Raw genomic sequence first — 13,462 nt, 5'->3', positions numbered from 1 at the left:
CGAAGAATGGATCGAACAACATCCCGTGGATGATCAGTCTCTGGATCGTAACTGGAAACCAGGACAGCTGCCCTATCTAAAGAAGCCGCTGTAATCTGAAGCTCCGGCCTGTCCCGATCACCTTGTAACATGTTGGCTGCTTTCTCAAGTATATAATTGCCATGCTTTTTATTAACATAGGTTATGCCAATGCTTGACCGGGCGCCGGCGCATCGGCATCGCGACCGCATTGATCGACCAGCTGCAGGCGATCGCGGCAACGCGCGGCGCTTATGTGATCTATGTGCAGGCCGACCTTGTCGATGCGCCGGCGGTCGCGCTTTATTCAAAACTGGGCGCGCGCGAAGACGTGCTGCACTTCGATATCGAGGTCCGCTAGCAGGAAAAAAAATACGCGCGACCGTTGCCGGCCGCGCGCATTTCCGCCCCCTGATAGAGGCTAGGCGGACTTAGTAACCGCGACGATCGGCGACGTTGCGCCTGATGTCGACGTTCGACACATAACCACGATAGTCGACGCGGCAGCTGAAACGGAGATCGGCGAACTGGGCGCTGTTGGCATAAGCCTGATTGCCATAGCCCGGGAACGTATTGCCCTGGTTGCCGTAACGCGGATCGTAGCCTTGGTAGCCGTAGCGCGGATCATAGCCCTGGTTGGTATAGCCGTAACCCTGGTTGCCGTAGCCGCGGTGCATGCCTGAATCGATCACGCCGGACACCTTGAGGCCATTCGACCGGCGCTCAACCGCGGTGATCCCGACAACGCGAGCCTGGCTGCCGCTGTTATAAGCATAGGCTTGGGGATTGTAGCCGGGATAGCCTTGGCCCGGGAACGTATTGCCCTGTGCATAGACGCCGGATCCAGAGTTGCGATAGTCGCGGCTGACGCGCGCTTCCGCGGCCCGGGCGCACTGGTCGACGGCGATCCGGTCGTTGCCCTGGCCGTAAGCCCCGTAACGGCCACCACCGAGCACGGAATTAATCACTGCACCGATGGTCGTGCCACCGTTGTTATAGCCATAATTGGGCGCATATTGCGCCGCGGCAGGTGCTGCCGCGCCGGCGACCATCGCAAGACCGGCCGAACCGATCAAAATTGTCTTGAAGATCGTCATAGTGAAATCCTTGATAAATCGCCGAGAAAGTCGGTCGTCCTAGTAACAACGCATTTACGGCCATGGGGATGCATCGAGAGTGAATGGAACTGAGGGGCAATATTAATGTCAACGACTGCAATCGTCGGGCCGGCTAAGTTATTACAAGCGTTTTACTTTATTCGATCATGAGCAAGCGGTATGGGATCCGTCCGGAGTCGGCGCGTCGGTGTGGACGCAACACGATGCCGACTGTACCGTTTCAGACCAATGGCGAGCAAAAAAATCTACGAGCAACCAAGCACTGTCACCGCGGAAGAAGGCGATGTGCTGATTCAAGGCCCCGATGGCGTCGACGTCGGCCTGACCCCCGACGCCGCCGAGGAAACCTCCAACCGGCTACTCGAAGGGTCGATGAAGGCGCGCGGGCAGCGTCATTTGAAGCACTATCCTCACCGATCGAAATAGCTCCGGGCAAGGCGCAGCGCGACGACCCGCACGTAAGGTGGTGCGCCGGTCGGTGACCCGATCTATCCCTGTTTAGTCCACCGAATTATCCCCGGCGCGGACTGGCCAGGTGCCGCTTTCGCTGATGGGGCGCGATTGCTAGGGCGGCCCCATGCAACCCACCGCCGAGTCCGAAATCGATGTGCCGTTCGGTGCCGCTCTGTCCGAGCGCTACCTGGTCTATGCGCTGTCAACGATTACCGCACGTTCGCTCCCCGATGTTCGTGACGGCTTGAAGCCGGTTCACCGCCGCTTGCTGTGGGCGATGCGGCTGCTGCGGCTCGACCCGACCGCGGCGTTCAAGAAAAGCGCCCGCGTGGTCGGCGACGTCATCGGCAAATATCATCCGCACGGCGACCAGAGCGTCTATGACGCGATGGTCAGGCTCGCCCAGGATTTCGCGCTGCGTTATCCGTTGGTCGCCGGCCTGGGTAATTTCGGCAACATCGACGGCGATAACGCCGCCGCCTACCGCTACACCGAAGCGCGGCTGACCGCGGTCGCGGCGCAATTGATGGCCGGGCTCGACGAGGGCACGGTGGATTTCAAGGCGACCTACAACGGCGAGGAGGAAGAGCCCGAGGTGTTTCCGGGGCTGTTCCCCAATCTGCTCGCCAATGGCGCGAGCGGCATCGCGGTGGGCATGGCGACATCGATCCCGCCGCATAATGTCGCCGAGCTGATCGACGCCGCGGCGCAGCTGATCGACAATCCCAAGACCGACGATCTTGCTTTGATGGAATTCGTGCGTGGTCCTGACTTTCCCACCGGCGGCGTGTTGGTCGACAGCCGGGAGAGCATCGCCGCAGCTTATGCCACCGGTCGCGGCAGCTTCCGCCTGCGGGCGTCGATCTCGGTCGAGCGCGAGAAGGGCGGCGGCTGGCACCTGCTGGTCAGCCAAATGCCCTACGGTGTCCAGAAGAGTCGCCTGATCGAGCAGATTGCCGGGCTGATCGCGGACAAGAAATTGCCAATCCTCGCCGACGTCCGCGACGAGAGCGATGAGGCGGTGCGGCTAGTGCTCGAGCCCCGGTCGCGGACCGTCGATTCGCATTTGCTGCTGGAAAGTCTGTTCCGGCTGACCGACCTCGAGATCCGCTTCCCGCTTAACCTCAATGTCCTCGACGCCGAGCGGCGGCCGGGGGTGATGAGCCTCAAACAGGCGCTGACCGCGTGGCTGGCGTTCCAGATCGAAGTCCTGCTCAACCGCTCGAACACCCGCATTGGCAAGATCGACGAGCGGCTGGAGTTGCTCGACGGCTTCCTGATCGCTTTCCTCAACCTCGACCGGGTGATCGCCATCATCCGCTCCGAGGACGAACCCAAGCCGGTGCTGATCGCGGAATTTTCGCTCAACGATCGCCAGGCCGAGGCGATCCTCAACATGCGCCTGCGGCAATTGCGCCGGCTGGAGGAGATGCAGATTGGCAAGGAGCGGGCGGCCCTGGCCAAGGAGCGAGAGGAACTGACCGCGCTGGTCGGCAGCCCGATCAAGCAGCGCAACCGGTTGAAGAAGGATTTGGCGGCGGTTCGCGAGCGTTTTGCAGATGATCGGCGAACCCGCATCGAGCAAGCCAGCGTGACCCGTGAGGTCGACTGGTCGGCGATGATCGAGAAAGAGCCGATTACCGTTTTGTTGTCGCAGCGCGGATGGATCCGGGCAATGCGGGGGCATCTGGCCAAGGAAGAAGTGGACGCGCTCAAATGGCGCGAGGGCGACGGGCCGTTTCGCGATTTCCATGCCCAGACCACCGACCGGCTGGCGTTGTTCGCTGACAATGGGCGGGTTTACACGCTGGCCGGCGACAAATTGCCCGGCGGCCGCGGGTTCGGCGAGCCGGTGCGGCTGCTGATCGATCTCGACGCAGAGGTCGGGATCGCCGCCTTCATGGTCGCGCGGCCACAAGCGAAACTGCTGCTAGCCTCATCTGACGGGCGCGGGTTCGTGACGCCGGGCGAAGCGACCCTGGCCGAGACACGCAAGGGTAAGCAGCTAGTCAATTTGCGCGCCGGGGCGAGTGTCGCCGTCGTGCGCGAGATCCCCGCGGGCGCGGACACGATCGCGGCGATCGGCGAGAACCGAAAGATGCTGGTGTTCCCGCTATCCGAGCTGCCGGAACTGCATCGGGGGCAAGGCGTGACGTTGCAACGATACCGCGATGGGGGGCTGGCCGATGCGGTCGCTTTCCGCTTTGCCGACGGACTGAGTTGGGCCTTGGGTGGAGAAACCGGGCGGACGCGCACCGAGAGTGACTTGACGGCATGGCGGACGGCGCGCGGTGCGGCAGGGCGGATGCCGCCATTGGGTTTCCCGAGGAGCAATCGGTTCGGGTGACCAGTTCCCTCATGAGGGAAATGCCCGCCAATATCGATCAGCTGTTTGCCGTCACATACTATACTCGGAATTAACTTCGCTCGCCGTAGGACAGCCCCATGCAGGCTGCAGCAAACCGGCTGCCGGGACCTTCGGGGCCTCGGCGCAGGACCAATTCCGGCGCACAACCGCACCTAGCGACGGCGGACGATGCGGCATTGCTCGGTGCCCTGCCGATCGCTGCCGCCGTCGTCACTCAGCATGACGATGGTAGCATCCACGTGCTGGCGCATAATTCGCGCTTTCGCGAAACCGTCTCGGCATCCACCTGCAGCGCGCTCGAATGGGACCAGGCGGATTGCCTGAAAGACGGTCCAATCGCCGAGCTGCTGACCAATTTCTTTGCCGGCACCGACACCGTCGGCGAGCTCGAATTCCAGGACGGCGAAGGTGTCGCCGCGCACTATTTCCGGATGAAACTGGCGCCGTTGCCACGCGCCCATGGCGCCTCGCCTCGCTGCTTGCTGAGCCTCGTCGACCGCACCGTCGAAGTGCAGTCCGAACGCACGCTGCGCGCCGAAATGTTGCGCGACAGCCTGACCGGTCTACCCAACCGGCTGGCCTTCACCGAAGCGATCGAAAAGGCTGGGGAAAAAGTCTCGCGCGACCTGGAGCATGCAGTGCTGGTGGTCGACATGCTGCGCTTCAGCCGGATCAATGAATCGATGGGCGGCCTCGCCGGGGACGAATTGCTGATCACTTTCGCGCGGCGGCTGATCCTGGCGCTGCGTGGCGGCGACATTTTGGCCCGGACCGGCGGCAATGAATTTGGCGTCCTGGTGTCGCTGCGCCGCGGGGTCGAAGATGCGTTGAAAGCGGCCGAGCGCATCCAGCAGGTGATGACGACGCCGTTCCGGCTGTCCGACCTCGAGATCCGCATCGAATGCGCGATCGGGGTGGCGCTGATGGATGCCCGCCAGGATCCCGAGGAGTTGTTCCGCAACGCCCAATTCGCGGTCAAGCAGGCCAAGCAGGTCGGCAAGCCACAGGTTTACGAGCCCAAGGAAGCTAGCCTGGCGCGACGCCGCTTTTCGATCGAGACCGAGCTTCGCCGGGCGCTCGAGAAGGACCAGTTGAAGCTGTTCTACCAGCCGCTGATCGATCTCAAATCGGGCGAAGTGGCCGGTTTCGAAGCGCTAGCGCGCTGGACCCACGAAGAACGCGGCGAGATCAGTCCGACCGAATTCATCCCGGTAGCCGAAGAAAGCGGGTTGATCCTGACCCTGGGCCGCTGGGCGATGGACCGGGCGACCCAGACTCTCGCCAGCTGGGACCGCGCCGCCGGCGAGAAATTGCCGCTCTATGTCGCGGTCAATTTGTCGGCGATCCAGGTGGCGCGCGACGACGTCGCCGGCGTGGTTGCCGGCGCCCTGAAATCGAGCGGGCTGACCGGCGACCGGCTCACGCTCGAATTGACGGAAAGCTCGATTGTCCAGGACCCGGGGCGCGCGACTCGGGTGTTCGAAGCCCTGAAAGCGCTCGATTGCACCGTTTCGATGGACGATTTCGGCACCGGTTATTCGAGCCTGGCCTTTCTCCAGCGGCTGCCGATCGACGTCTTGAAGATTGACCGCAGCTTCGTTTCCGGAATGATGGTTGACCCCGACAGCGTGGCGATCGTCCGCGCGGTCCTGAGCCTTGCCGAAGCGCTGGGTATGTCGACCACCGCCGAGGGCATCGAGACGGTCGAACTGGCGACGACACTAGCCGCGCTGGGCTGCGCGAGCGGGCAGGGTTTTTATTACGCTAAGCCGCTCGAGCCCGCCGCGGCGCTGGACTATTGGCGCTCGCGCAAGGGGAGATGATTGGCGCGCGCCAGCTGAGAAGTGGCGCACTTCCTCCTCCCTCTCAATTGCAGGTCGGCATATAGCTCGCGAAGACCACATTATTATCTGACGAGAATGTCGACGTGGTGTTGGTCTGTACGTCGTACTTCAACGTATTCGACGAGTTATTGCCGGTGGGGTGACGGAAAATGATCACTCTGTCATCGCAACGGAAGGCGCCGCCGTAGCCGTTTCCGAACGTCGTTCCCGACGTCGCCCCAGCAGGAATATAGTCGAGATGCGGACCAACACCGGTGACCTGATAGGAAACGACGAACTTATCGCTCTGGTGTCCGGTGTCGAACAGCATGATATGACCGGTGATGCCCACGTCCGTCGGGCTGCCGCCGGTAATTGGAATTCGTCTCATCACATAATCGGTCGATCCGATCGCCTCCGAATAGAAAATCGCGGTCCCGTCGGGGTTGAAGGATACGCTGCTGGATTGCGGCACGTTGAAGAGGATGCTGTCGGTGCCGCTGGCGAGATTATAGTTATGGAGGTCGCCGGTTTCGGGATGCCACCACGCGATGTCCCTGCCTGAGAAATCGAACGGAGAGGCGAAGTTACGCCCGCTGTTGAGAAGGACGCGAGTGCCGGTGGTCCGAACTCCGGTCGAGGTCGCGTCGTAGGTTAACAACGTCAGATTGCCTCCGTTCCAGAAAGCAATTGTGCGGTCGGCGCGCGGGCCGAACTTGCCGTTGAGTTGACTATTCCCCTTGAAAAGCGACGCAGCGCCCGTGCCGTCTTCGTTCGCTACTCTGAGATCGTAGGTCCCACTTCGCGATGTAAGGGTGAAGATGACCTCCGGCGATGAAGTCGCGCTCGTCGGACGTGCAATCGTCGGTGCGGTCGTGACGAGCAATACAGCGATAATTAGCGGACGGAACATGGCGACTCTCCCCCTTCGCGAGCGCGGACGGGCGTTTCTTCAACCGGCTCATTTTACTTCCATTTAACGAGGGTTTAACATCCCCCGTTTGGGGGATGAGACGGGGGCCAAGCATGATCCTCGATCGGTTCAGCGACACCGTGCAGAAGCTTTATGCGGCCGCGGGCGACGACAGCCTCTGGGAACAGGCACTCCACTCAATCGAGGACTTGACCGGTAGCGTCGGTGCGGTGATCGGTTTCGTTCCCAAGGAGAACGGTGATCCAGGCTTCAACCTGGCGGGCCGATTCACAGCTGAACAGTGCGCCACCTATACCGAGCAATATCAGCCGATCTGTCGTCGCACGCGCTACATGATCGAAAATCCACAACGAGATTTCGTTTGCGACGCCCTGCTCATCAGCGGCAAAGAAATGGATAGCGACCCGGTGTACGATTGGTTCGGGCAGCACGATCTACGCTATTTCATCGGCTGCGGTCTGGCCGAAACACGGCAATACCGAGCGGTTTTCACGCTTCAACGCAGCCCTGGGCAGGGGCACGTCCAAAGCAAGGAAATCCGACTTTTTAAGTTGATCGCGCCCCATGTAGCGCGCGCCGTGGACCTCGCCGACCAGCTCGGCACCCTACGATCGGTGGATCGCTTCAGCTCAGCGGTGCTCGAGGCGTTGCCGCAGGCGGTGTTCGCGCTCGACGGGGCCGGCAAGCTGCTGTTCGCGAACACCGCTGCGGCGTCCGTGCTCGCGGTCGCGGACGGGCTCTACTTCGCCGGCGGCAAGCTCCGCACCCGGCTCGCGTCGGAGCAGACCGGGCTCGACACGACGATCCGCGAAGCCGCGCTCGTCAGGTCGCCGGGCGCCGCGGATGGCTGGGTACGGGTGTCACGCATTAGCGGCGCAAGACCGTACGCCGTGTTCGTGGCGCCGCTAAATGCCGCAGACGAAGAGTTGATGGCAGCCGAGGCCAAAGTGCTGGTGATTGCTCACGACACTGCGGCCCGCGCCTGCGTCAAGGCGGCGATCCTGACCCAGCTCTATGGGCTGACGGATGCGGAAGCGCGGCTGGCAAGCGCCTTGTCCGGCGGTCACAGCCTCGAGAGCGCTTCCAAATCGCTGAGCATCAAGCCGGCAACCGCGAAAAGCGAGCTCAAAGCGGTGTTCCTCAAAATGGGGGTCAATCGCCAGCAGGACTTGGTGCGCGTGCTGTCGTCGCTGGCGATGCTTGCCGCGCCGACGATCTGACAACCGCTTGTCCCAATGACAACGAAATGGACCAGTCGCATTGCGTTGAGAATCGTGGCCAAGCGTCCTAGCCCGGGAGCCGCGGCCAGGGATTTTCAAGTGGCGGGTGAATTCGACGACCAGGGATTGGCGGAAACGATCGCGGCGAGCCCGATCGCGAGCGTGATCACGAACCCGCGCCACGCCGATAATCCGATCGAGGTCGCCAATCCGGCATTTTGTGCGCTGACCGGTTATTCGGAAAGCGAAATCCTCGGCCGCAACTGCCGGTTTCTGGCCGGCGCTTCGACCGAGCCGTGGCTGACCGAACAGATTCGCAGCGCGATCCACGCCCGGCGACCGGTGCTGGTCGACATCCTCAATTACCGCAGCGACGGAACGCCGTTCCGCAATGGCGTGATGGTCACGCCGCTGTTCGGCGTGGACGGCGAGCTGGATTGGTTTCTGGGCTCGCAGGTCGACCTTGGCGAGCATCCGTCGGAATTATTCTCGAGCCGGCGTTCGCGCGCCGCGGCGTTGGTCAAGACCTTGCCGGCCCGCCAGCGCGAGGTGCTCGAGTTGGTCGCCAAGGGCTTGCTCAACAAACAGATCGCGCACCGCCTGGGGATCGCCGAAAAGACCGTCAAAATGCACCGCGCGCTACTCATCGAGCGACTTGGCGTCACCACGACGGGCGAAGCGATCCGGATTGCCGTCGAGGCGGGCCTGTAGGGCAGCCCAAAGCCCGTATGGAGACGGTGACGGCCGGAGCCTATTAAAGCAGGATCGCCGGCCGCCCCTAGCTCCCTCCCGCGGCCGGCGCCCCTTTCTTGGAGAATTCGCATGCGTGCCATTAATTTCATCACGTTGTTCCTGGTGATAGTCGGCGGCCTTAACTGGCTGCTTGTCGGACTGTTGGACTTCGACCTGGTCGCGGCGTTGTTTGGCGACATGTCGCCGCTGTCGCGGATCGTCTACGTTCTGGTCGGAATTTCGGCGGTGGTTCAGTTGATCCCGCTGTTCCAGGGCCTCAGCGCCGGCGAAACCCGCACCCAGCGGGCCTAGCGGGGATCGGGCCTGGCGAGCGTTTCGGCGACGATCCGTGCCAACGCCTCCCCCTCGGGGAAACCTTCGTCGACCCAGCGGTCCTCAATCTGTCGCAAGGTCCGCGCTACTGCCGGTCCTTCCGGCACACCTTTAGCAATCAGCGTGCCGCCGCCGAGGGGCAGCTTCGGGATCCGCCAATGGATCACCGACGCTGCCCTGGCCGGCTCTCCGGCGAGCAGCAGCCGGTCGACCGCGCACTCCACTCCGACACGATAGGCGAGCGCCCGAGGATTGTCGCCAAGCCGGCGATCGGCGGCGCAGGCGAGCCGCTTGCGCGCGCGATTGGAAAGCTTGAGGCGCGCGGCGATTTTTTCGGCCAGCAAAGGTTCGGACGGCAGCAGCGCCGAGAAACGCCGCAGCGCGTCGGGTTCAATGCCGGCTTGGCGCTCGGCGGTAATGAGCCGTGCCAGCGCGCCGACGGCGCCGGGCGCGATCTCGGGCAGCACGGGTCTGAGGATCGCGCGGTCGAGCATGATTGCCACGGTCAGCGCCGGGTCGGGCAGTCCGAGCAGTTTTAGGAGTTCGTCGGCGATGCGCTCGCGCGACAGAGCCATCAGATCGTTGGCGCGGGCGGCGCAGGCATCAAGCGCGGCCGCGTCGGGTTCGCCGGCCCCGAAGCGGGCATGAAAGCGGAAAAAGCGCAGGATCCGCAAATGGTCCTCGGCGATGCGCGCCAGCGGCTCGCCAATGAAGCGAACATGGCGCGCCCGCAGATCATCGAGACCGCCGAAGTAATCGAAAATCTCGCCGGACGTGGGGTCAGCGCTCAAGGCGTTGATGGTGAAGTCGCGCCGCGCCGCATCTTCCTGCCAGTCGTCGGTGAATGCGACGGTGGCGCGGCGGCCATCGGTCGAAACGTCGCGGCGCAGGCTGGTAACTTCGACCGGCTGCCCGTCGCTAACCGCGGTTATGGTCCCATGCTCAATTCCCGTGGGGACCGCCTTGATGCCTGCGCCTTCGAGCCGTTCGACCACGTCCTCGGGACGAATCCGGGTAGCAAGATCGATGTCGTTTACCGGCAGGCCGAGGAGATCGTCGCGGACTGCCCCGCCGACGTAGCGGGTCAGGCCTTGGTCGGCGCCAAGGGCCTTCAACAGGCGCCGGATGCCAGGGCGCCGGCGCCACTTGGCGGCGTCGAGCGTCAGCGCCATTGCAGCCTGCGCGATAGATTGACGATCATTGCCGCAGTCGCCCCCCAGATGTTCCGGCCGTTCCAGTCGATCCGGTAATAGTGGCGCTCGCGGCCCTCGAACAGCACGCTTTCACGGGCCTGGTTGGCGGGGTCGAGGATGAAGCCGAGCGGCGCTTCGAACCAGTCGGCGACTTCCGGTTCGTGGGGCGCGAGGACCAGGTCGGGCGGAACAACGCCGATGATTGGAGTCACACTATATCCGGTGACGGTAAGGTATGAATCGAGGGATGCGACGCGTTCGACTTTGTCCGGCTCCAGCCCGAGTTCTTCCCAAGCTTCGCGCAAAGCGGCGGCGCCTGCATCCTCGCCCGGATCGATGCGCCCGCCGGGAAAGGCGACCTGTCCGGCGTGGGTGCGCAAATCCGCGTGGCGGACGGTGAGAATGACTCCGGGATTGGGCCGGTCGGTGATCGCGATCAGCACGGCGGCGGGGGTCGGAGCGCCCGCGTAGCTGGAATCGTCGCCGGCGAGGAGCGGATCGACGGCCGGGCGTTCCAGTCCGGTGCGGAGCCGATCGGCGAGACTCATTGCGCGGGGCCCAGCGGGAAAAAGACGCCGTCGCTCCATACGCCCGGCGGCTGATGACCTTCAGACAGCGCAATCTCGGCGAGTTCGTAATAAACTGGCCGGGCAAGTTCAGCCTCCAGCCCGTGGCGAACGAGGACGCGCGGGGAAGGCCCGTGGTCGTCCGCGACCAGTCGAAGCGGATGGTCGGGGCCGAGAATCAGCGCATCGCCGCTGTCCAGCCGAAGCGCGATGCGGCGTTGTTCGTGCTCCCCCTCGGACTCCATCTCGACGGCGCGAAAGGCGGTCGCGTCGACCTCGATCTCAAGCTTCTCAATCGGGGTGACGAGCATGTGACGGCCGTCGGGCTCACGGCGCAGAACGGTTGAGAACAGCCGGACCATCGCCGGCCGGTGGATCGGCTTGCCCTCGTGGTACCAGGTGCCGTCGCGGGCAATCCGCATGGCCGAATGGCCGCAATGCTCCGGGTGCCATTGGTCAACAGGCGGCAAGCGGCGCTGGTCGATCAACGCCTGGAGTTCACCCAGGTTGAGGCCGTGAAGCTCGATTGGGGGGCGGCTTTCGGGCATGGCGCCCTCTGTCATTGCGAGCGAAGCGAAGCAATCCACATGCACAGACTGGATTGCTTCGTCACGATGATCCTCGCAATGACGGCACAATGGATGAGCAGCGAACCGCGATCGTCACCGGAGCCGGCAAGCGTGTTGGCGCCGAGATAGCGCGCGCGCTGATGGCCGATGGTTGGAGCGTGGTGGCGCATGTCCGCGGCGATGCCGATTCGGTCCCCGACGGCGCGACCAAGATCGTGGCGGACTTGGCCGATCCCGATTGCGCCACGCGCATTTTCGCCGGCGCCCATGGGCTGCCGCCGGTGCGGCTGCTGGTCAACAATGCCGCCCGCTTTGCCTTCGATAGCTTGGGCGCCATCAACGTCGCTGAATTCGACGCGCACATGGCGGTCAACGCGCGCGCGCCGCTATTGTTGATCGAAGCGTTCGCCGCCGCACAGGACGGCACCAGCGCCGCGTTGGTGGTCAACCTGCTCGATGCAAAATTGGCGGCACCCAACCCTGATTTCTTTAGCTACACCTTGTCCAAGCAGGCGCTTGCCGGGTTGACGGAACTGTGCGCGCGGGCGCTTGCGCCCAAGAGCATTCGCGTCAATGGCATCGCGCCGGCGCTGATGTTGCGGTCGGCTGGCCAGAGCGAGGAGAATTTTGCCGCGATGAATCGGGCTAATCCTTTGCGGCGTGCGGTCGAGCCCGCCGATGTTGTTGCCGCGCTGCGCTATCTGATCGCGTCGCCGGCAGTGACCGGGGAGGTGCTGACCATCGATGGTGGGCAGCGTTTCTGGTCACTGGAGCGCGATGTCCAATTCCTGGAGCGGTCATGACCGACGGGCAGCCCAGGCTCGACGGGCTGGTGCCTGACCATCTGCGAGTGCGGTCGAGCCGGATCCTGCTCGACGCGCTTGAGGTCGAGGCCGATATCGGGTTTCACGACTTCGAGATCGGCCGGCCGCAGCGCCTGCTCATCACCGTCGAGATCTGGCTCGAGGATGTGTCGCTACCGGCCGCAGACGATCCGGACCAGGCCTGGGACTATGATTATCTCCGCACCGAAGTGCGGGCGCTGGCGAGTGCAAGGCGCTACAATCTTCAGGAAACGCTGGCCCACGCGATTTACCACAGGTTCGCGGCGCTGCGTGGCGTCAAGGCGCTGAGGGTGGCGACCGCCAAGCCCGACATTTACGAAGACGCCCGCGGAGTCGGCGTTGAAATTACCTCATTCATTTGATTCACTTCTTATTTAATCCAAATTGGGCGACTGCTTTTGACGCGCGCCTTGCGGATGTGGAACAAAATGCGTTGCACGGCCTTTGAGCGGGTTATAAGGAAGCGCGCTTGTGGCCGGAGTTTATCTTCAGACTTCGGCAAAGTTTCTTCGGGCTGGGCGCAGATCCGAACGCCCCGTCTGACCGCTCTTCCAGCGGCTCGGTGAGGAGAATTGCGGCTTAATGTCTTACGCCAATAAGAAACAAATGAGCACCAACCGGACGCCGGCAATTATCGTCGTCGCGCTCATCCACCTTGCGCTTGGCTATGCCCTGGTTACCGGACTGGCGTATAACGCGGCCAAGAAGGCCATGGAGGATCTCAAGACTTTCGACGTGACGGAAGAGCCGCCGCCACCCGAAGAGCAGCCGCCACCCCCGGAAAAGACGGACACGCCACCACCGCCGCAAATTGTCGCGCCGCCGCCGCTGGTTCGTATGAACACGACGGCGCCGCCGATCATATCGACTCCGGTCGCGCCGCCGCCGCAGATAACGCAGCGGGCGCCGCCCGCGCCGCCGGCGCCGCCGGCGCCGAGGATCGAGCCGGCGCGGGCGAAGGCTAATCTGGCGTCCTATGTTTCGAATGACGACTATCCGTCGGACGCGCTCAATCGGGAGGAATCTGGCACGACTGCTTTCCGTCTCGACGTCGGGCCAGACGGTCGAGTTGCCAATTGCACGATTACCTCATCGAGTGGATCGAAGTCCCTGGACGCCACGACCTGCCGCTTGATGAGGAGCAGGGCGCGGTTCACGCCGGCGACCAACAGTTCCGGCGCCAAGGTTGCAGACAGCGTCTCTTCGCGAATTCGTTGGCAAATTCCAGCCAACTAGCATCGAGCTTTTTTACATCGTCATCATCAAGATAGTCATCAGAGGAAAGTAGAA

The 13,462-nt window shown here is 63.1% G+C and carries 14 protein-coding genes and 1 pseudogene; 10 read left to right on the top strand and 5 right to left on the bottom strand.

Annotation, left to right across the window (positions count from 1 at the left end):
* Positions 1 to 205: 205 nt before the first annotated feature.
* Positions 206 to 379, top strand: a pseudogene (locus RMO25_RS08860) (GNAT family N-acetyltransferase); the annotation flags it as partial.
* Between the two features lie 70 nt (positions 380 to 449).
* On the opposite strand, the gene RMO25_RS08855 reads toward RMO25_RS08860, so the two are convergent.
* On the bottom strand, positions 450 to 1,115 hold the full coding sequence (locus RMO25_RS08855) for a hypothetical protein (RefSeq protein ID WP_309662241.1): 666 nt from the start codon (positions 1,113 to 1,115) through the stop codon (positions 450 to 452).
* Between the two features lie 249 nt (positions 1,116 to 1,364).
* Here RMO25_RS08855 and RMO25_RS08850 point away from each other — a divergent pair, with 249 nt between their 5' ends.
* From RMO25_RS08850 to RMO25_RS08840, 3 genes are all read left to right on the top strand, one after another.
* Positions 1,365 to 1,562, top strand: a complete 198-nt coding sequence (locus RMO25_RS08850) for a hypothetical protein (RefSeq protein WP_309662240.1) — start codon at positions 1,365 to 1,367, stop codon at positions 1,560 to 1,562.
* A 151-nt stretch (positions 1,563 to 1,713) separates the two neighbouring features.
* Positions 1,714 to 3,936, top strand: coding sequence for a DNA topoisomerase IV subunit A (gene parC / locus RMO25_RS08845; protein WP_309662239.1), 2,223 nt, complete (start codon positions 1,714 to 1,716; stop codon positions 3,934 to 3,936).
* Between the two features lie 197 nt (positions 3,937 to 4,133).
* Positions 4,134 to 5,780: an EAL domain-containing protein gene (locus RMO25_RS08840; protein WP_309662238.1), complete on the top strand. Its 1,647-nt coding sequence runs from the start codon at positions 4,134 to 4,136 to the stop codon at positions 5,778 to 5,780.
* A gap of 43 nt (positions 5,781 to 5,823) precedes the next feature.
* Here RMO25_RS08840 and RMO25_RS08835 read toward each other — a convergent pair whose 3' ends face one another.
* The gene (locus RMO25_RS08835; protein WP_309662237.1) at positions 5,824 to 6,693 is read right to left on the bottom strand and encodes a hypothetical protein; all 870 of its coding nucleotides are present in this window, start codon (positions 6,691 to 6,693) and stop codon (positions 5,824 to 5,826) included.
* Positions 6,694 to 6,806: 113 nt separating this feature from the next.
* Between RMO25_RS08835 and RMO25_RS08830 the strand changes: the two genes are divergently transcribed.
* The 3 genes from RMO25_RS08830 (at position 6,807) to RMO25_RS08820 (ending at position 8,978) form a co-directional block, all read left to right on the top strand.
* The gene (locus RMO25_RS08830; protein ID WP_309662236.1) at positions 6,807 to 7,934 is read left to right on the top strand and encodes a hypothetical protein; all 1,128 of its coding nucleotides are present in this window, start codon (positions 6,807 to 6,809) and stop codon (positions 7,932 to 7,934) included.
* A 99-nt stretch (positions 7,935 to 8,033) separates the two neighbouring features.
* A complete protein-coding gene (locus RMO25_RS08825; protein ID WP_309662235.1) occupies positions 8,034 to 8,645 on the top strand; it encodes a LuxR C-terminal-related transcriptional regulator in 612 nt (203 codons plus the stop codon).
* 111 nt (positions 8,646 to 8,756) lie between these two features.
* Positions 8,757 to 8,978: a DUF378 domain-containing protein gene (locus tag RMO25_RS08820; RefSeq protein ID WP_309662234.1), complete on the top strand. Its 222-nt coding sequence runs from the start codon at positions 8,757 to 8,759 to the stop codon at positions 8,976 to 8,978.
* Here RMO25_RS08820 and RMO25_RS08815 read toward each other — a convergent pair.
* From RMO25_RS08815 to RMO25_RS08805, 3 genes are read right to left on the bottom strand one after another with little or no spacing between them, the layout of a single operon-like run.
* Positions 8,975 to 10,171: a CCA tRNA nucleotidyltransferase gene (locus RMO25_RS08815; protein ID WP_309662233.1), complete on the bottom strand. Its 1,197-nt coding sequence runs from the start codon at positions 10,169 to 10,171 to the stop codon at positions 8,975 to 8,977. The two genes, RMO25_RS08820 and RMO25_RS08815, sit on opposite strands and share 4 nt — an antisense overlap.
* Positions 10,162 to 10,740 (bottom strand): CoA pyrophosphatase, encoded by a 579-nt coding sequence (locus RMO25_RS08810; RefSeq protein WP_309662232.1) that lies wholly within the window; start codon positions 10,738 to 10,740, stop codon positions 10,162 to 10,164. Before RMO25_RS08810 ends, RMO25_RS08815 begins: the two co-directional genes overlap by 10 nt.
* The gene (locus RMO25_RS08805) at positions 10,737 to 11,321 is read right to left on the bottom strand and encodes a DUF1285 domain-containing protein (RefSeq protein ID WP_309662231.1); all 585 of its coding nucleotides are present in this window, start codon (positions 11,319 to 11,321) and stop codon (positions 10,737 to 10,739) included. Before RMO25_RS08805 ends, RMO25_RS08810 begins: the two co-directional genes overlap by 4 nt.
* A 74-nt stretch (positions 11,322 to 11,395) precedes the next feature.
* On the opposite strand from RMO25_RS08805, the gene RMO25_RS08800 reads away from it, so the two are divergent.
* The 3 genes from RMO25_RS08800 to RMO25_RS08790 all read left to right on the top strand — a co-directional run bounded on the left by RMO25_RS08800 (position 11,396) and on the right by RMO25_RS08790 (position 13,408).
* Positions 11,396 to 12,130, top strand: coding sequence for an SDR family oxidoreductase (locus tag RMO25_RS08800; protein ID WP_309662230.1), 735 nt, complete (start codon positions 11,396 to 11,398; stop codon positions 12,128 to 12,130).
* Complete coding sequence (locus tag RMO25_RS08795) at positions 12,127 to 12,534, top strand: dihydroneopterin aldolase (RefSeq protein WP_309662229.1); 408 nt, start codon at positions 12,127 to 12,129, stop codon at positions 12,532 to 12,534. The genes RMO25_RS08800 and RMO25_RS08795 overlap by 4 nt, the downstream gene beginning before the upstream one ends.
* 244 nt (positions 12,535 to 12,778) lie before the next feature.
* Complete coding sequence (locus tag RMO25_RS08790; protein WP_309662228.1) at positions 12,779 to 13,408, top strand: energy transducer TonB; 630 nt, start codon at positions 12,779 to 12,781, stop codon at positions 13,406 to 13,408.
* Positions 13,409 to 13,462: the final 54 nt, after the last annotated feature.

It is taken from the genome of Sphingomonas sp. (assembly GCF_031361285.1).
GTDB lineage: Bacteria > Pseudomonadota > Alphaproteobacteria > Sphingomonadales > Sphingomonadaceae > Sphingomicrobium.
Note: the sequence above shows the minus strand (reverse complement) of the source record. Positions and strands in the feature narration are given on the sequence as shown.